The 17,818-nt window shown below is 68.5% G+C and carries 16 protein-coding genes; 11 read left to right on the forward strand and 5 right to left on the reverse strand.

What is annotated here, in order from left to right; all coding sequences use genetic code 11:
* Positions 1 to 22 precede the first annotated feature (22 nt).
* Positions 23 to 838 carry an alpha/beta fold hydrolase gene (locus EPAKOI_RS05955; RefSeq protein WP_124684550.1) on the reverse strand — a complete coding sequence of 272 codons (816 nt, stop codon included), beginning with the start codon at positions 836 to 838 and terminating at the stop codon, positions 23 to 25.
* A complete protein-coding gene (locus EPAKOI_RS05960; protein WP_124684549.1) occupies positions 835 to 2,154 on the reverse strand; it encodes an O-acetylhomoserine aminocarboxypropyltransferase in 1,320 nt (439 codons plus the stop codon). Before EPAKOI_RS05960 ends, EPAKOI_RS05955 begins: the two co-directional genes overlap by 4 nt.
* Before the next feature lie 281 nt (positions 2,155 to 2,435).
* Here EPAKOI_RS05960 and EPAKOI_RS05965 point away from each other — a divergent pair, with 281 nt between their 5' ends.
* The 5 genes from EPAKOI_RS05965 to EPAKOI_RS05985 all read left to right on the forward strand — a co-directional run bounded on the left by EPAKOI_RS05965 (position 2,436) and on the right by EPAKOI_RS05985 (position 8,070).
* Complete coding sequence (locus EPAKOI_RS05965; protein ID WP_124684548.1) at positions 2,436 to 2,924, forward strand: CBS domain-containing protein; 489 nt, start codon at positions 2,436 to 2,438, stop codon at positions 2,922 to 2,924.
* A 131-nt stretch (positions 2,925 to 3,055) separates the two neighbouring features.
* The gene (locus EPAKOI_RS05970; RefSeq protein WP_423193250.1) at positions 3,056 to 4,960 is read left to right on the forward strand and encodes an MFS transporter; all 1,905 of its coding nucleotides are present in this window, start codon (positions 3,056 to 3,058) and stop codon (positions 4,958 to 4,960) included.
* Positions 4,961 to 4,962: 2 nt separating this feature from the next.
* Positions 4,963 to 5,730, forward strand: a complete 768-nt coding sequence (locus EPAKOI_RS05975) for a glutathione S-transferase family protein (RefSeq protein WP_423193251.1) — start codon at positions 4,963 to 4,965, stop codon at positions 5,728 to 5,730.
* 46 nt (positions 5,731 to 5,776) lie between these two features.
* Positions 5,777 to 6,880, forward strand: coding sequence for a chorismate synthase (aroC, locus tag EPAKOI_RS05980; RefSeq protein WP_124684545.1), 1,104 nt, complete (start codon positions 5,777 to 5,779; stop codon positions 6,878 to 6,880).
* 89 nt (positions 6,881 to 6,969) lie between these two features.
* The gene (locus EPAKOI_RS05985; RefSeq protein ID WP_423193252.1) at positions 6,970 to 8,070 is read left to right on the forward strand and encodes an MFS transporter; all 1,101 of its coding nucleotides are present in this window, start codon (positions 6,970 to 6,972) and stop codon (positions 8,068 to 8,070) included.
* A 49-nt stretch (positions 8,071 to 8,119) separates the two neighbouring features.
* Here the strand turns inward: EPAKOI_RS05985 and EPAKOI_RS05990 are convergent, their stop codons facing one another.
* Together EPAKOI_RS05990 and EPAKOI_RS05995 are read right to left on the reverse strand one after the other, a co-directional pair.
* A complete protein-coding gene (locus EPAKOI_RS05990; protein ID WP_423193253.1) occupies positions 8,120 to 9,226 on the reverse strand; it encodes an NAD(P)/FAD-dependent oxidoreductase in 1,107 nt (368 codons plus the stop codon).
* Between the two features lie 53 nt (positions 9,227 to 9,279).
* A complete protein-coding gene (locus EPAKOI_RS05995) occupies positions 9,280 to 9,981 on the reverse strand; it encodes a FadR/GntR family transcriptional regulator (RefSeq protein WP_423193254.1) in 702 nt (233 codons plus the stop codon).
* A 271-nt stretch (positions 9,982 to 10,252) separates the two neighbouring features.
* On the opposite strand from EPAKOI_RS05995, the gene EPAKOI_RS06000 reads away from it, so the two are divergent.
* Positions 10,253 to 11,194, forward strand: coding sequence for a flagellar brake protein (locus EPAKOI_RS06000; protein ID WP_423193255.1), 942 nt, complete (start codon positions 10,253 to 10,255; stop codon positions 11,192 to 11,194).
* Positions 11,195 to 11,319: 125 nt separating this feature from the next.
* Here EPAKOI_RS06000 and EPAKOI_RS06005 read toward each other — a convergent pair whose 3' ends face one another.
* Positions 11,320 to 12,999, reverse strand: coding sequence for a 4Fe-4S dicluster domain-containing protein (locus EPAKOI_RS06005; protein ID WP_423193256.1), 1,680 nt, complete (start codon positions 12,997 to 12,999; stop codon positions 11,320 to 11,322).
* Between the two features lie 437 nt (positions 13,000 to 13,436).
* Here EPAKOI_RS06005 and EPAKOI_RS06010 point away from each other — a divergent pair, with 437 nt between their 5' ends.
* From EPAKOI_RS06010 to EPAKOI_RS06030, 5 genes are all read left to right on the forward strand, one after another.
* Positions 13,437 to 14,222 carry an SDR family oxidoreductase gene (locus EPAKOI_RS06010; protein WP_124684539.1) on the forward strand — a complete coding sequence of 262 codons (786 nt, stop codon included), beginning with the start codon at positions 13,437 to 13,439 and terminating at the stop codon, positions 14,220 to 14,222.
* 110 nt (positions 14,223 to 14,332) lie between these two features.
* Positions 14,333 to 14,932: a TRAP transporter small permease gene (locus EPAKOI_RS06015; RefSeq protein WP_124684538.1), complete on the forward strand. Its 600-nt coding sequence runs from the start codon at positions 14,333 to 14,335 to the stop codon at positions 14,930 to 14,932.
* The gene (locus EPAKOI_RS06020; RefSeq protein WP_172966065.1) at positions 14,929 to 16,233 is read left to right on the forward strand and encodes a TRAP transporter large permease; all 1,305 of its coding nucleotides are present in this window, start codon (positions 14,929 to 14,931) and stop codon (positions 16,231 to 16,233) included. The genes EPAKOI_RS06015 and EPAKOI_RS06020 overlap by 4 nt, the downstream gene beginning before the upstream one ends.
* A 34-nt stretch (positions 16,234 to 16,267) precedes the next feature.
* Positions 16,268 to 17,296: a DctP family TRAP transporter solute-binding subunit gene (locus EPAKOI_RS06025; protein WP_124684537.1), complete on the forward strand. Its 1,029-nt coding sequence runs from the start codon at positions 16,268 to 16,270 to the stop codon at positions 17,294 to 17,296.
* Between the two features lie 7 nt (positions 17,297 to 17,303).
* Positions 17,304 to 17,705, forward strand: a complete 402-nt coding sequence (locus tag EPAKOI_RS06030; RefSeq protein ID WP_423193485.1) for an acyl-CoA thioesterase — start codon at positions 17,304 to 17,306, stop codon at positions 17,703 to 17,705.
* Positions 17,706 to 17,818 lie beyond the last annotated feature (113 nt).

Genomic DNA, 17,818 nt, shown 5'->3' on the forward strand with positions numbered 1-17,818 from the left:
TTGGGGGCGAGTCGGGTTGGGCTCAGCGGGCAGCGCGCGCGAACGCGGCCAGCGCGTCGAGAACGTCGTCGGGCCGCTCGCCCATCAGCGCATGGCCCGCCGGCACCGTGACCACGCGGGCCTGCTTCATCCGGGCCGCCAGCGCCTGGGCGGCCTTGGGCGACGTCATCATGTCCTTGCTGCCCACCACGAACAGCGCCGGGCAGGCCACGGCGGCGGCCGCTTCCTCGCCATGCGCGTAGGCGTTGCAGGCCGAGAAGTCGGTGTGGAAGACGTGGGCGTCCGGGTTGCGGGCCGACACGCGCTCCATCAGCCGCTGGCTGCCGCCATGCATCCACGCGCCCGGGCCGGGCGACGACGGCTTGCTGGCCAGGCTGGAGATCGACCACTGGTTGACCATGGCAATGGCGTCCGCCTCGCGGTGCAGCGCGGCGTCGAGCAGCGCGTCGGACACTTTCATCGGATAGGCCGTGGCCAGCAGGCCGATGCCGCGCACCGCCTGCGGATGCCGCGCCGCGCATTCGAGCGCGATCAGCGACCCCATGCTGTGGCCGAACACCAGCGCCGGCGCCGTCACCCCGGCTGCCGCCAGCAGTGCGACGATCCAGTCGGCCATGGCCTCGACTGTGTCCAGCGGCGCGCCGGCGCTGCGGTTGTGGCCGGGCAGGTCGACGGCCAGCACCGAGAACCCGTGGTTGGCAAACCAGCGCGTCTGCAGCGCCCAGACGCTGTGGTCGTTCTGCGCGCCGTGCACGAACACGGCGCAGGGCAGGGCCGGGTCGAACGGCTTGCCGCCGGTGTAGGCATAGGCCTCGTGGCCGGAAACGGTCAGTTTCATGACGCCTTGCCTCCCTTCGCCATGGCCTTCTCGGCGGCCTTGAGGCCGCGCTTGAGGTCGTCGACGAGGTCGTCCGGATCCTCCAGGCCGATCGACAGCCGGATCGTGCCCTCGCCGATGCCGGCGGCCTGAAGCGCCGCCGCGTCCATGCGGAAATGGGTGGTCGAGGCCGGGTGGATGACCAGCGAGCGGGCGTCGCCGACGTTGGCCAGGTGCGAGAACAGCGACAGGCTTTCGATAAAGCGCTGCCCGGCCTGCCGGTCGGCCTTGAGGTTGAAGCTGAACACCGCGCCGCAGCCGCGCGGCAGTAGCCGTTTGGCCAAAGCGTAGTCGGGGTGCGATTCCAGTTCGGGGTAGGCCACCGACTCGACCATCGGATGGCCGGCCAGGAATTGCACCACGCGGCGCGTGTTGTCGACATGGCGCGCCATGCGCAGCGGCAGCGTCTCGATGCCCTGCAGCAGCTGCCAGGCCGCCATCGGATTCATGCAGGCGCCAAAGTCGCGCAGGCCCTCGCGGCGGGCGCGCAGCAGGAACGGCGCCACCGTGCTTTCCTCGGTGAACACCATGTTGTGGAAGCCCGCGTACGGCTCGGACAGTTCCGGAAAGCGCCCGGACGCCTCGAAATCGAACGTGCCGCCTTCGGCCAGCACGCCGCCGATGGTGGTGCCATGGCCGCCCAGGAACTTGGTGGCCGAGTGGTAGAGCAGGCCGGCGCCATGGTCGAACGGCCGCAGCAGGTAAGGCGTGGTGAACGTGGAATCGACCAGCAGCGGGATGCGGTGGTCCCGGCCGATCTGCGCCACGGTCTCGATGTCGAGCACGTCCAGGCCCGGGTTGCCGAGCGTCTCGCCGAACAGCAGCCGGGTCTCCGGGCGGATGGCGGCGCGCCAGGCGTCGATGTCGCGCGGGTTGACGAACGTGGTCTCGATGCCGAAGCGGCGCAGCGTGTAGTGCAGCAGGTTGTGCGAGCCGCCGTAGAGCGCGCTCGACGCGACGATGTGGGCGCCGGCCCCCATCAGCGTGGCCACGGCCAGGTGCAGCGCGGCCTGGCCCGAGGCGGTGCCGATGGCGCCCGCGCCGTTTTCCAGCGCGGCCACGCGCTCCTCGAACACGGCCACGGTGGGGTTGCTGATGCGCGAGTAGACGTGGCCGGCGCGCTCCATGTTGAACAGCGACGCGGCGTGCTCGCTGTCCCGGAAGACAAATGACGTGGTCAGGTGGATCGGTGTGGCGCGGGCCCCGGTGGCGGGGTCCGGCGCGGCGCCGGCGTGCAGGGCCAGCGTGTCGAAGCGGCTGCCAGACGATGTGGACATGGCGGGAAGGGCCCGGCGCGCCGGGCCGCGAGTGGTGGCTGTCGTCCGGCATCCTAGCACCATGGGCCCCCCGCGCAACACCGGGTATTTCCCGCCGCGCGGGCCGCCTGGCAGGCCGTGCCGGGGGCGTCCGGACGCGGTCTGGCGGTGGGCGGGACGGCGGCCCGGGTGGCGCCCTGGAGGCCGCGCTCGCTTTACTTGAGACGGCGGTTTGGGCTAGGATCGGCCATCGGGCCCGCGCCACGCACATGGCAAGACAGGGCACCCCCGGAGACACCATCATGAAAGTCAGCGACATCCTGCAGATCAAGGGCAACACGCTCTACACCGTCACGCCGGATACCCCGCTGGAGCAGGCCATCGAGACCATGGCCGCGCACGACATCGGCTCGCTCGTGGTCATGGAGTACGGCGATCTCGTCGGCATGCTGACGTTCCGCGAGGTCATCGAGACGCTGGCCGCCAACCGCGGCACGCTGGGCCCGCACAGCATCCGCAAGGTCATGGACGACGCGCCGCTGACCTGCACCCCCGAGACCGACGTCAACGAGGTGCGCCGCATGATGCTGGAGCGCCACACCCGCTACCTGCCCGTGCTGGAAAAGCGCACGCTGATGGGCGTGATCTCGTTCTACGACGTGGCCAAGGCCGTGGTGGAGGAGCAGAGCTTCGAGAACCGGATGCTCAAGGCGTACATCCGCGACTGGCCCGAGGAGAAGGCGCAGCCGGCCCAGCCGGCCGCCGAGGCGCCCGGGCAGCCGGCGCGCTGACCGCCAGCCGGCCTGTCCGGCATCCCCCAATTTTGAGATTTCTGCCGTAGCCGGCGATGCCCGGTGCTGGCATGATGGCGGCGAACTGATGCCCCGGCGGGTCACCGGGGTCCACTTCCTGTTTGCCATCGATGAGCCAAGAAAGCCAGTTTCGCCTGCTCGGCCTGCGCCGGTTCGCCCCGTTCTTCTGGACGCAGTTCCTCGGGGCCATGAACGACAACGTCTTCAAGGTCGCCTTCACCTCGCTGGTCACCTACCACGCCACGCTGTTCGAGGGCGTCGACGCCCATAGCGCGGCCTTCCTGATCTCGGCCATCTTCATCGCGCCGTTCGTGCTGTTTTCCGCCACCAGCGGCCAGATCGCCGACAAGATCGAGAAGTCGCGGCTGATCCGGCTGGTCAAGACGATCGAAATCGCGATCATGCTGCTCGGGCTGGCCGGCTTCTACCTGCACAGCGCCCCGCTGCTCTACGCGGGCACGTTCCTGATGGGGCTGCACTCCACGGTCTTCGGGCCGGTCAAGTTCGCCTACCTGCCGCAACACCTGGACCAGACCGAGCTGGTGGGGGGCAACGGACTCGTGGAAATGGGCACCTTCGTGGCGATCCTGCTCGGCACGCTGGTGGGCGGAGAGATGGCCGGGCTGACCGGCGCCGACGGCACGGTGGTCGGGCCGCTGTACGTGGGCATCGTCTGCGTGGCGATTGCCGTGGCGGGGCGGGCGGTGTCGCAGGGCGTGCCGCTGTCTCCGGCGCCGCAGCCGGACCTGCGCATCAACTGGAATCCGTTCACCGAGACATGGCGCAACCTGATGCTGGCCCGCGAGCGCCGCGTGGTGTTCCTGAGCCTGCTGGGCATCTCGTGGCTGTGGTTCCTGGGCGCCACGTTCCTGACGTCGTTCTTCACCTTTGCCAAGGACGTGCTGGGCGGGGACCAGAACGTGGTCACGCTGCTGCTGGCCGTGTTCTCGGTGGGCATCGGCACGGGGTCGCTGCTGTGCGAGCGGCTGTCCGGGCGCCACGTGGAAATCGGGCTGGTGCCGTTCGGCTCGATCGGCATGACCGTGTTTGCGGTGGACCTCTACTTCGCCACGCAGGGGCAGTCGGCCGGGGCGACGCTGAGCGGCGTGGGCGGCTTCCTGGCCCAGCCGGGACACTGGCGCGTGCTGTTCGACCTGTTCTGCCTGGCAATGTTCGGCGGCTTCTACAGCGTGCCGCTCTACGCGCTGATCCAGAGCCGGTCCGCGCCCACGCACCGCGCCCGGATCATCGCCGCCAACAACATCCTGAACAGCTTCTTCATGATCGGCGCGTCGCTGCTGGGCGTGTTCATGACCCAGGCCGGCTACTCGATCCCGCAGCTTTTCCTGGTGGTGGGGCTGCTCAACGCGGTGGTGGCCATCTATATCTACTCGCTGGTGCCCGAGTTCCTGCTGCGGTTCATCGCCTGGCTGCTCGTGCACACGATCTACCGGTTGCGCCGGATCAACGCCAAGCGGATTCCGGAGCAGGGCGCGGCGCTGCTGGTCTGCAACCACGTGAGCTTTGCCGATGCGGTGGTGCTGATGGCGGCCAGCCCCCGGCCGGTGCGGTTTGTGATGGACCACAACATCTTCAAGGTGCCGGGGCTGTCGTGGTTCTTCCGGCAGGCCAAGGCGATTCCGATTGCCCCGGCGCGCGAGAACCCCGAGTTGCTGGCGCGCGCGTACGACGCGGTGGCGGCGGCGCTGGCCGACGACGAGCTGGTCTGCATCTTCCCCGAGGGCAAGATCACGGCCGACGGCGAGATCAACCCGTTCCGCTCGGGCGTGTCGCAGATCATCCAGCGTACGCCGGTGCCGGTGGTGCCAATGGCGCTGCGTGGCCTGTGGGGCAGCTTCTTCTCCCGCAAGGGCGCCCCGGCGATGACGCGGCCGTTCCGGCGCGGCCTGCTGAGCAAGCTGGAACTGGTGGTCGGGGAACCCGTGCCCCCCGAGGCGGCGACGCCGGAGGGGTTGCAGCAGATGGTTCTGGCCCTGCGCGGCGACTGGAAATAATCATGATCACGCTCTACACGTTCGGGCCGGCGTTCGGCCTGCCCGATGCCAGCCCGTTCGTCATCAAGGCCGAGATGCTGCTGAAGCTGGCCGGCCTGCCGTACCAGACGCGGCGCGGCAACCTGCGCCGGGCGCCCAAGGGCAAGCTGCCGTACCTGGACGACATGGGCCGGCTAGTGGCCGATTCCACGCTGATCCGCTGGCACATCGAGAAGACGTACCACATCGACTTCGATGCCGGGCTGTCGGCCGCCGAGCGCGGCACGGCCTGGGCGGTCGAGAAGCTGCTGGAGGACAATCTCTACTGGGCCGTGGCGCGGGTGCGCTGGCTGGAAGGCGACAACTTCGAGCGCGGGCCCGCGCAGTTCTTCGGCATGGTGCCGGCGCCGCTGCGCGGACTGGTCAAGGCGCTGGTGAAGCGCAAGGTGCGCCAGATGCTGTGGTCGCAGGGCCTGGGGCGGCACAGCGCCGAGGAAATGACCGCGATGGCGGTGCAGGGCGTGAAGGCCATCGCCGACATCCTGGGCGACAAGCCGTACCTGATGGGCGAGCGCCCCTGCGGCGCGGACGCCACGCTGTTCGCCTTTGCCGCCAGCCTGCAGACGCCGGTCTTCGACACGCCGATCCGGGCGGCGGCCGAGTCCCATGCCAACCTGCAGGCCTATCTGGCGCGGATGCGGCGGCAGTTCTATGCCGATTTTGTCGGGCAGGGGGTGTTTGCGGCGGAATCGGGCGCGCCGGCCCCGGTGGAGGCGGCCGCCGGGGCCTAATGGCCGTACAATGTAGGCCGTCCCCAATTCCTGTGCGGTTTCGATCATGTCCGGCAATACCCTCGGCCTGCTTTTCACTGTCACCACGTTCGGCGAATCGCACGGACCGGCCATCGGCGCGGTCGTGGATGGCTGCCCGCCGGGCATGTCGCTGACCGAGGCCGACATCCAGATCGACCTTGACCGCCGCAAGCCCGGCACGTCGCGCCACGTGACGCAGCGGCAGGAGCCGGACCAGGTGGAAATCCTGTCCGGGGTGTTCGAGGGCAAGACCACGGGCACGCCGATCTGCCTGCTGATCCGCAACACGGACCAGCGCAGCAAGGACTACGGCAACATCGTCGAAACCTTCCGGCCGGGGCACGCCGACTACACCTACTGGCACAAGTACGGCATCCGCGACTACCGCGGCGGCGGCCGCTCGTCGGCGCGCCTGACCGCCCCCGTGGTGGCCGCGGCGGCGATTGCGAAGAAATGGCTGCGCGAGCAGTACGGCACCGAGATTCGCGGCTACATGTCGCAGCTCGGCGAAATCGCGGTGCCGTTCACGGACTGGAAGCACGTACCCGAGAACCCGTTCTTCGCGGCCAACGCCGACATCGTGCCCGAGCTCGAAACGTATATGGACGCGCTGCGCAAGGATGGCGATTCCGTGGGCGCGCGGATCGAGGTGGTGGCCAGCGGCGTGCCGGTGGGCCTGGGCGAGCCGCTGTTCGACAAGCTCGACGCCGACATCGCCCACGCCATGATGGGTATCAACGCGGTCAAGGGCGTGGAGATTGGCGCCGGCTTCGACAGCGTGGCCCAGCGCGGCACGGTCCATGGCGACGAACTGACGCCCGAGGGCTTCCGGACCAATCACTCGGGCGGCGTGCTCGGTGGTATTTCGACCGGCCAGGACGTCACGGTGTCGCTGGCGATCAAGCCGACGTCGAGCATCCGCACGGCGCGCGAGTCGATCGACAAGGCCGGGCAGCCGGCCAGCGTCGAGACGTTCGGCCGCCACGACCCGTGCGTGGGCATCCGCGCCACGCCGATTGCCGAGGCGATGCTGGCGCTGGTGCTGATGGACCACGCGCTGCGCCACCGCGCCCAGTGCGGCGACGTGCAGGTCGACACCCCGCGCATCCCGGCGCAGGTCAAATCCTGAGCACCACCGCTTACCGGCCTGGGTCGATCGACCCGGCCACCTATCTCCGTTTCGGACTCTTCTATCTCGGCTACTACGGCTACGTCGGCGTGATTTCGCCGTACGTCAGCCTGTTCTTCGCCGACCGGGGCTTCTCGCCGGTGCAGATCGGCGTGCTGATGGCCTGCTTCCAGCTCAGCCGCATCGTCGGGCCCTACCTGTGGGGCTGGCTGTCTGACGTCATGCACACGCGGGTCCGGCTGCTGCGGCTGGCGGCGGTCACGTCGCTGCTGGCGTTCCTGGCCGTGCCGGGCGTGCATGGCTACGGCGCGATGATGGCGATGATGATCGGGCTCAACCTGATTACCAGCGCCATGTCGCCGCTGGGCGATGCGCTGACGATCTCCACGCTGCGGCGGCATGGCGCCTTCGACCATCGCTACGGCCGCGTGCGCATGTTCGGCTCGGTGGGCTTCATCGGCGCCGTGCTGCTGGGCGGGGCGCTGTTCGAGCACTTCGGGATGCAGGCGTTTCCGTGGCTGGCCAGCGCCATGCTGGCGCTGTTCGCGCTGGTGGTCTTCGGCCTGCGGGACGCGGAAGAGGACACCGCGCACGTCAAGCCGCCGCCGGCCCTGCCGCTGCTGCGGCGGCCCGACGTGGCGTGGTTCCTGGCGTCGGCGTTCCTGATGATGTTCGCGCACGCGGCGCTCTACGTGTTCTATTCGCTGTACCTGGCGCAGCTTGGCTATAGCAAGATCGCCATCGGCGCGATGTGGACCATCGGCGTGGTCGCCGAGATCGTGTTCTTCTTCTACCAGGGCCGGCTGTTCGGCGCGCTGGCGCTGCGGACGACCCTGGCCGGCACGTTCGTGCTGGCCGCGCTGCGCTTTGGCGTGACCGGCTACCTGGCCGAGTATGTCTGGCTCATGGCCGTGGTCCAGACGCTGCACGCGGCCACCTTCGGCGCCCACCACAGCGCCAGCCTGAAGCGGCTGCAGCGCTGGTTCGCCGGGCCGCTGCAGGGCCGGGGGCAGGCGCTGTATACGGGAATTTCCTATGGGCTCGGCGGCACGCTGGGCGGGCTGGCGATGGGCTGGACGTGGAAGACGCTGGCGCCGATGCACACGTTCGGGCTCGCGGCGGCGGCCGCGCTGGTCGGGGCGGTATGTGCGGCGATGAGTTTCCGGGGCGAGGGCGCGCGGACGGATTGATGTGGTTTGCGCCCGACTGCCGCATGGCGGGAGAGGGGAGCCAGAACCGTCAGTCCTTCAACAATCCCGCTACCCGTTCCGCGATGGCCAGCGATGACGTCAGGCCGGGCGATTCGATGCCGAACAGGTTTGCCAGCCCTGGCACGCCATGGGTCTGGGGGCCGTCGATGCGGAAGTCGGCGGCTGTCTCGCCCGGGCCGCTGATCTTGGGGCGGATGCCCGCGTAGCCCGGTTGCAGCGCGCCGTCGGCCAGGCCGGGCCAGTAGCGGCGCACTTCGGCGTAGAAGCTGTCGGCATCGTGGGGCGGGACGCTGTACTCGATCTCGTCGATCCAGCGTACGTTGGGGCCGAAACGCGCCTGGCCGCCCAGATCGAGCGTCAGGTGGACGCCCAGCCCGGCCGCTTCCGGCACCGGGTAGATCAGCCGTGAGAACGGCGCCCGGCCAGCCAGCGTGAAATAGCAGCCCTTGGCGTAGAACTGCGGCGGGATGTGGGCAGGCGGGATGCCGTCGATCCGGCGCGCCAGATCGGGCGCGGTCAGGCCGGCCGAATTGATTACCGTGCGCGCCAGCAGCGTGGTCGGGCCCTCGGCGCCGCCGATGTCGAGCCGGATGCCGTCGGGCGTGACCGCGCCGGACAGCACCGGCGACTGCACGGCCAGCATCGCGCCGGCCTGTTCGGCATCGCCCAGCAGCGCGGTCATCAGGCCGTGGCTGTCGATGATGCCGGTTGATGGCGACAGCAGCGCCGCGTGGCATTCGAGCTGCGGTTCCAGCGCGCGCGCTTCGTCCCGGGTGAGCAGGCGCAGGTCGTGCACGCCGTTGGCCTCGGCCTTGGCGCGGATACCGGCCAGCGTGGCCACCTGGGCCTCGCTGGTGGCGACGATCAGCTTGCCGCAGCGCTGGTGGGTCACGTGGTGGCTGGCGCAGTAGTCGTAGAGCATGGCCTTGCCGCGCACGCACAGCTCGGCTTTCAGCGAACCGGCCGGATAGTAGATGCCGGCGTGGATGACTTCGCTGTTGCGGGCGCTCGTGATCGTGCCGAAGGCGTTTTCGGCTTCAAGGATGATGACTTCGCGGCCCTGCTGCGCCATGGCGCGCGCCACGGCCAGCCCGACCACCCCGGCGCCGATCACGACGCAATCTACCTGTTCCATCTCTGTCTGCTCCTGATTGTCTTGTGGGTGTCTTGTGGGTGTCTGGTCGGCTGTCAGGCCAGTCCCATGCGCGCCGCCGCCGCTTCCAGGTGCGCGGTGGCTGCCGCGCGGGCCGCCACGGCGTCGCCCCGGACGATGGCATCGACCAGCGCCGTGTGCTCGGCGTCGGCCGCGCGCGGGGTGGCACCGTCGGCCCGCAGGCGGGCGGTGTTTTCCCAGGCGTGCTGGCGGGCAACCAGCAATTGCTGGCTGACGAAATCGGTCAGGCCGGTGAAGCACGGGTTGTGGCCGGCCTGGGCAATGGCATGGTGGAACGCGATGTCGGCCGCCGCCGCGCTCGGGAAGTCATCGGCATGGCGCTGCATCGCGGCCAGGGCGTCGCGCATGGCGGCCACGTCGACCTCGGTGCGGCGCAGCGCGGCCATTTCGGCGCAGGCGGTTTCCACCACGCGGCGCAGTTCGAACAACTGGGCCAGCGTGGGGCCGCCGTCCGGGGCGCTGGCCAGCCGCCAGACCTGGCCGCCCGGCGTCTCGGACACATAGGCGCCAGACCCCTTGCGCGTGACCAGCACGCCGTCGGCCTTGAGCAGCGCGATGGCTTCGCGGACGATGGGGCGGCTCACGTCGAAAGTGTCGGCCAGCGCGGCCTCGGCGGGTAGCCGCTCGCCCGTGGCAAATCGGCCGGCGGCGATGTCGTCGCGCAGCGCCTGGGCGATACGGCTGGCGAGGGTGGCGGGGCGGGACAGGCGGTCCATGCAGATCGGTGGGGTTGTCAGGCTGTCTGACAGATTCCAGGGTTTGCCGATTCTGCGTTGTCATCTGACTGAGGTCAAGCGGATTTGCCGCGTCATGGCGCATAACGCACACAGTCAGCGTACGGCGGCGCCGATGCCCCCTCGGTAGGGGTCAAGGTTGACGCGGAACTGTCGATAGCTGACCCATCCGGTTGCGCACCCTGTCGATCCTGTGCAGCCCCGTCCACTATTACCGTCGCGCCGGGCGGCGCTTCATGGAGACCCATCCGCCATGATCCCTTTGACTCCGCAGGACCTGCCCGTGGGTCAGCCGTTGCCCTGGTCGTTGCTCGACGGGCAGGGCAACCTGATGCTGGGCAGCGGCAGCATCATCCCCGACGCGCGCGACCTGGCGCTGATGTTCCGCCACGGCACCGTCTGCCGGCCCGATGACATGCCGGAGGCGGGCAACGAGCCCGACGCCCATGGGGCGTCGCGGCTTGCGGCCGGCCCGCTGGGCCTGCAGGTCGGCACGCTGCTGCACGTCAAGACGCCCGGCGATACCACGCGCGCCGCGGCCAGCCGGCTGATCGGCTTCATCGAACATGGCCTGTTCGTGACGTGGCCCACGCTGGGCGGCCGCGAGCTGGCGATCAACGCCGGCGAGGACCTGCTGCTGCGCGGCTTCTCGGGGCACGCCATCCACAGTTTCACGTCGACGGTCACGGCCGTCTGCCGCAGCCCGTTCCGCTACCTGGTGCTGTCGGCGCCGGCGCAGACCGCCCAGATGCCGGTGCGGCGCGCGGCGCGGGTGCCCACGCGGCTGGCCGCCTATCTGGTCGAGAACCTGGAAGGCGCGGACGCCGACGAATCGGTGGCGCAGGACTTGGCGCTGGACGCCGCGGTCTGCCCCGATGCGCGGATGAGCGAAGGGCTGGCGCGGCTGGGGCTGCTGTCGGACCTGAGCACGGGCGGCGCGCTGGTGCAGACGTCGTCGCCGGCGCCCGCGGTGGGCCAGCGTGTGCGGCTGCGCTTCCAGTTGCGGACGGGATCGCTCGACACCGAGATCACGGTCGACGGTGCCGTGCGTAGCGCGCCCGCGCAGGACGACGACGAGTTTCCCGCCTTCGGCGTGGCATTCGACGCGCTGGGCGAGCGCGAACTGACGCTGCTGCAGTGCTTCATCTACGAGCAACTGCTGGCGTCGACCTGCATGCCGGTCTCGGGCAACTAGCCCGGCCGGCCTGGCCCGCGCGCCAGATCGCTGGATCGCTGGATCGCTGGATCACCAAAGAAAAACGCCGGCGCAAGGGCCGGCGTCTTGTCGTCGGGGCGCACCCTGGCGGGGCGCCGCGCGGCTTACATGCCTACGTAGTTCGGGCCGCCACCGCCTTCCGGCGTGACCCAGACGATGTTCTGGGTGGGGTCCTTGATGTCGCAGGTCTTGCAGTGCACGCAGTTCTGCGCGTTGATCTGCAGGCGTTCCTTGCCTTCGCCGTTCTGCACGAACTCGTAGACGCCCGCCGGGCAGTAGCGTGACTCGGGGCCGGCGTACTTTTCCCAGTTGATGTCGACCGGCACGCTGGCGTCCTTGAGCGTCAGGTGGGCCGGTTGGTTTTCCTCGTGGTTCGTGTTGCTGATGAACACCGACGACAGCCGGTCGAACGTCAGCTTGCCGTCCGGCTTCGGATACTCGATCTTCTGGCACTCGGCAGCCGGCTTCAGGTAGACGTGGTCCGGCTTCTCGCGGTGGATGGTCCAGGGCGGGTTGCGGATGCCCAGCTTCGGCAGCAGCCACTGCTCGATGCCGGTCATCAGCGTGGCCGTGGTGCGGCCCTTCTTGAACCATTGCTTGAAGTTCTTGGCCTGCAGCAGTTCCTTGTGCAGCCAGCTCTGCTCGAAGGCGGCCGGGTAGGCGGTCAGCTCGTCGTGCTGGCGGCCGGCCTGCAGCGCGTCGAAGGCCGCCTCGGCGGCCAGCATGCCGGTCTTGATCGCGGCGTGGCTGCCCTTGATGCGCGATGCGTTCAGGTAGCCCGCGTCGCAGCCGACCAGCGCGCCGCCCGGGAACACCGTCTTGGGCAGCGACAGCAGGCCGCCGGCCGTGATGGCGCGCGCGCCGTAGCCGATACGCTTGCCGCCTTCGAAATACTGGCGGATTTCCGGATGGGTCTTGAAACGCTGGAATTCCTCGAACGGCGACAGCCACGGGTTGGTGTAGTCCAGGCCCACCACAAAGCCGACGGCCACCTTGTTGTCCTCCATGTGGTAGAGGAACGAGCCGCCGTAGGTGGCCGGGTCCAGCGGCCAGCCGGCCGTGTGGACCACCAGGCCGGGCTGGTGCTTGGCCGGGTCGATTTCCCACAGTTCCTTCAGGCCGATGCCGTAGCTCTGCGGGTCCTTGCCGGCGTCGAGCTTGTAGCGGGCGATCAATTGCTTGCCCAGGTGGCCGCGCGCGCCTTCGGCAAAGATCGTGTACTTGGCATGCAGCTCCATGCCGAGCTGGAAGTTCTCGGTGGGCTCGCCTTCCTTGTTGATGCCCATGTTGCCGGTGGCCACGCCCTTGACCGAGCCGTCGTCGTTGTAGAGCACCTCGGCGGCCGGGAAGCCCGGGAAGATCTCCACGCCCAGCGACTCGGCCTGCTGGCCCAGCCAGCGCACGAAGTTCGACAGGCTGACGATGTAGTTGCCTTCGTTGTGGAAGCACTCGGGCAGCAGCGGGGTGCCCTTGGAACCGTTGGCGTCGAGGAACAGGAACTTGTCCTCGGTGACCGGCTGGTTCAGCGGCGCGCCCAGTTCCTTCCAGTTCGGGATCAGCTCGTTCAGCGCGATCGGGTCCATGATGGCGCCCGACAGGATGTGCGCGCCGGGCTCGGAACCTTTTTCGAGCACGCAGACATTGACGTCGCCGCCTTTCTCCGAAGCCAGCTGCTTCAGGCGGATGGCCGTGGCCAGGCCGGCGGGGCCGCCACCGACGATGACGACGTCGTACTCCATGGCTTCGCGCGGGCCGAACTGCTCGACGAGCTGTTGCTGATCCATTGTCTCTAACCCTCAGTTTCTTCTGGGCGGCAATACTGCCGCATGGTGTGCAGCCCGTGTGCCGGACCTGCGGTTCGTGGGATGCGGTGATCGTTGGCTCTGCGGAACCGGGGCCGGGCAGAGGGGGACGAGGCGGCCGGGAGGAGCGGCATGGGCGCGCCCGGTTGCGGGCATGGCGGCATGCGCGGTGATCGGACATCCGGATGGGTGACCGGGCCGATCTAGGCGTTTTTCCTCTTTCCCTTTGGGGACCAAGTTCTTAGAATCTTCGGCATTGTCCGGGACTCGACACCCTCAGGCAAGACATTTTTTTGAACGACCGTTCTTTTTTTTGCCAGGCTGCGGCCGCGTCGCCGCAGGCGCCTGACAGGGCGCCCGCGATGCGGAACAGCAGGCCGTGCCAGGCGGCGCGGTGGCGACTCCACACCGAGGTAACTATGGGTTTGTCGATCAATCTGGAAGGCAAGGTCGCGCTGGTGACCGGGGCATCGAGCGGGCTGGGCACGCGCTTTGCCAATGTGCTGGCATCGGCCGGGGCCAAGGTCATCCTGGCGTCGCGGCGCGTGGAGCGGCTGAAGGAACTGCGTGCGTCGATCGAGGCCGATGGCGGCAGCGCCCACGTGGTGCGGCTGGACGTGACCGATCCGGACAGCATCCGCGCCGCCGTGGCGCATGCCGAGACCGAGGCCGGCGCCATCGATATCCTGGTCAACAACTCCGGCGTGTCCACCACGCAGCGGCTGACCGACGTCACGGCCGACGACTTCGACTTCGTGTTCGATACCAACACGCGCGGCGCGTTCTTCGTGGCCCAGGAAGTGGCCAAGCGCATGATCGCGCGGGCCAAGGGCGCCGAGAAACTGGGCAACCCGCTGCCACAGGCGCGCATCGTCAATATTGCGTCGGTGGCCGGTCTCAAGGTACTGTCGCAGATTGGTGTCTATTGCATGAGCAAGGCCGCGGTCGTCCACATGACCAAGGCCATGGCGCTGGAATGGGCGCGTCACGGCATCAACGTGAACGCGATCTGCCCGGGCTACATCGACACCGATATCAACCACCACCACTGGGATTCCGACGCGGGGCAGAAGCTGATCCAGATGCTGCCGCGCAAGCGCCTGGGCCAACCCGAAGACCTCGATGGCCTCTTGCTGCTGCTGGCGTCCGACGCATCGCGCTTTATCAACGGCGCGGTGGTCACGGCCGACGATGGCATGGTCTGACCGCTGACCCTTCGGGGGCGCGGCTGGGCCGACAAGAACAAGCAACAGGAGAAACGCCCCTGCAGCGCCGGCTTGGCGCGGGGCGGCCCGGAACCGGAGGCCGGGTTTAGATGGCTCAAGAAGAACAGGCACGGCGCGACGCCGGGCCGCAGCACGTCGTGGACTCGGTGGTTATCCCCGAGGCCGCCGACGAGGCGCGCGACAGCGAATTCCGCATTTCCCCACGTATCGAGGACTGGATCGGCGTGATCGTGATGGTGCTGCTGGTCGGCATCACGTTCGCCAACGTCGTGGTCCGCTACTTCACCGACGAATCGTTCGCCTGGACCGAGGAATTCTCGGTTTTCCTGATGATCGTGCTGGCGCTGGTGGCCGGCAGCGCCGCCGTGGCGCGCGACCGCAACATCCGCATCGAGTACTTCTTCGAACGCGGCAGCGCGGCGCGGCAGAAGCGGCTGGCCGTGCTGTCGGCGGTGGCCGTGGCGGTCATGTTCCTGGCGCTGGCCGTGCTGGGCGCGCGGATTACCTGGGACGAATACACCTTTGGCGAGACCTCGCCCGGCATCGGCGTGCCGAGCTGGTGGTACTCGGTCTGGCTGCCGGTGCTGTCCGTGGCGATCGCGTTGCGCGCGCTGGCGCTGGCCTGGCGCAACGTCCGGGCGCTCAAGGCGCTCCACGCGCTGAAGCAAGGCGGGGAGGGCGCGCAATGACGCTGGTCGCCATCATCCTGTTCGTCGTCTTCATCGGCCTGATGCTGCTGGGCGTGCCGATCGGCGTGTCGCTGGGGCTGGGCGGGCTGGTCGCCATCGGGCTGTCGAACCTCGACACCCAGATGTTCGGCCTGCTGGCCGTGCCGCAGAACTTTTACGCCGGGCTGGCCAAGTACCCACTGCTGGCAATTCCGATGTTCGTGCTGGTCGGGTCGATCTTCGACCGCTCCGGCGTGGCCGCGCGGCTGGTGACGTTTGCCATCGCCGTGGTGGGGCGCGGGCCGGGCATGCTGCCGCTGGTGGCCATCCTGGTGGCGATGTTCCTCGGCGGCATCTCGGGCTCCGGGCCGGCCAACGCGGCGGCCGTGGGGGGCGTGATGATCGCGGCGATGTCGCGCGCCGGCTATCCGGGGTCGTACAGCGCGGCCGTGGTGGGCGCCGCGGCGGCCACCGACATCCTGATCCCGCCCTCGGTGGCGTTCATCATCTACAGCGTGCTGGTGCCCGGCGCGTCGGTGCCGGCGCTGTTCGCGGCCGGCATGATCCCGGGCGTGCTGGCCGGCGTGGCGCTGATCGTGCCGGCCGTCTGGCTGGCGCGCAAGCACAACATGGGGCAGGTGGAGGCCGCGCTGCCGCGCCCGCCGTTCTGGAAGAGCCTGCGCGAGGCGGCCTGGGGGCTGGTGGCGCCGTTCCTGATCCTGGGCGGCATGCGCGCCGGCTGGTTCACGCCAACCGAGGCCGCCGTGGTTGCCGTGGTCTACGGGCTGTTCGTCGGCATGGTGATCTACCGCAGCATCGGCCTGCGCGACCTGTTTACGATCTTCCAGGAGGCGGCCGAGACCTCGGCGGTGATCCTGCTGGTCGTGGCGCTGGCCGGCATCTTCGCCTACGCGCTGTCCACGCTTGGCGTGATCGACCCGCTGGCGCATGCCATCGCCAATTCGGGGCTGGGCGAGTACGGCGTGCTGGCGCTGATCGTGCTGCTGCTGATGACCGTCGGCATGTTCCTGGACGGCATCTCGATCTTCCTGATCTTCGTGCCGCTGCTGCTGCCCATTGCCAACGCGTTCCACTGGAACCCGGTATGGTTCGGCGTGGTGCTGACGCTGAAGGTGGCGCTGGGCCAGTTCACGCCGCCGCTGGCCGTGAACCTGATGGTCTCGTGCCGCATCGCCCGCGTGCGCATGGAGGAAACCGTGCCTTGGGTGATCTGGATGCTGCTGGCGATGTTCATCGCCATGCTGATGGTGCTGGCCTATCCGCCGCTGGCCACGTGGCTGCCCGACTACCTGGGCTACTGATTTGAACGACAAGATGAAACGAGGAGATTCCCGCATGAAACGCCGTGCCCTGATGCTGTCCGTTGCCGCCTCGATCGCCGCCGCCGCGCTGTTGCCGGCGGGTGCGTCGGCCCAGACCTACAAGTCCGAATACAAGATGTCGCTGGTGCTCGGCCCCGCGTTTCCGTGGGGCAAGGGCGGCGAGATCTGGGCCGACCTGGTGCGCCAGCGGACCAATGGCCGCATCAACATCAAGCTCTACCCCGGTACGTCGCTGGTGGCGGGCGACCAGACGCGCGAGTTCTCGGCCATCCGCCAGGGCGTGATCGACATGGCCGTGGGCTCGACCATCAACTGGTCGCCGCAGGTCAAGGAACTGAACCTGTTCTCGCTGCCGTTCCTGATGCCCGACTACAAGGCGCTGGACGCGCTCACGCAGGGCGAGGTCGGCAAGTCGATCTTCGCCACGCTGGAAAAGGCCGGCGTGGTGCCGCTGGCCTGGGGCGAGAACGGCTTCCGCGAGGTGTCGAATTCCAAGCACGAGATCCGCAAGCCCGAGGACCTGAAGGGCCTGAAGCTGCGCGTGGTGGGATCGCCGCTCTATATCGAGACGTTCAACGCGCTGGGCGCCAACCCGACGCAGATGAGCTGGGCCGACGCCCAGCCCGCGATGGCGTCGGGCGCCGTGGACGGCCAGGAGAACCCGCAGAGCGTTTTCGCGGCCGCCAAGCTGTACACGGTGGGCCAGAAGTACGTGACCACCTGGGGCTACGTGGCCGATCCGCTGATCTTCGTCGTCAACAAGCAGATCTGGGAAAGCTGGACGCCGGCTGACCGCGAGATCGTGAAGCAGGCCGCCATCGACGCCGGCAAGCAGGAAATCGCGCTGGCCCGCAAGGGTCTGGTCGATCCGGGCGCGCCGGCCTGGAAGGACATGGAGCAGCATGGCGTGAAGGTCACGTCGCTGTCGCCGGCCGAGCACGACGCGTTCAAGAAGGCCACGGCCAAGGTCTACGACAAGTGGAAGAAGCAGATTGGCGCGGACCTGGTGACCAAGGCCGAAGCATCCATCGCCAAGCGCTGAACGGCCGATGAAACACGTCTTCACCTGCGTCATGCCGATCCGGTGGGGTGACATGGACGCCATGGGCCATGTCAACAACACCGTGTACTTCCGCTACCTGGAGCAGGCGCGGATCGAATGGTTCGAGTCCATCGGCCGCAACGGCCGCGACGACAACGGCCACGGCCCCGTGCTGATCAACGCCCACATGACGTTCCTCAAGCAACTGCGCTACCCCGGCGACATCGAGTGCCGGGTGTACGCGGGGCAACCGGGACGGTCGAGCTTCGAGACGAAGATCGAGATCCGCCGCACCGATCTGCCCGACGTGGTCTGGGCAGAGGGCGGCGCAAAGGTGGTGTGGTGCGACTACGCGGTGGAGAAGAGCGTGCCGGTGCCGGAGACGATCCGGCAACTGATCGAGGGGTAGGGCGGGAGGTCGCCCTACATCGGTTTGGGACGGGCGGCCGGGGATTGCGCTGGCACCGCCGCCCGATCCACAAAGATCCGCTCCGGCAGACGCAAATCGCGCAGTTCCAGCGC

The sequence above is a fragment of the Cupriavidus sp. H18C2 genome (assembly GCF_049393795.1).
In the GTDB taxonomy this organism is placed as follows: domain Bacteria; phylum Pseudomonadota; class Gammaproteobacteria; order Burkholderiales; family Burkholderiaceae; genus Cupriavidus; species Cupriavidus pauculus_C.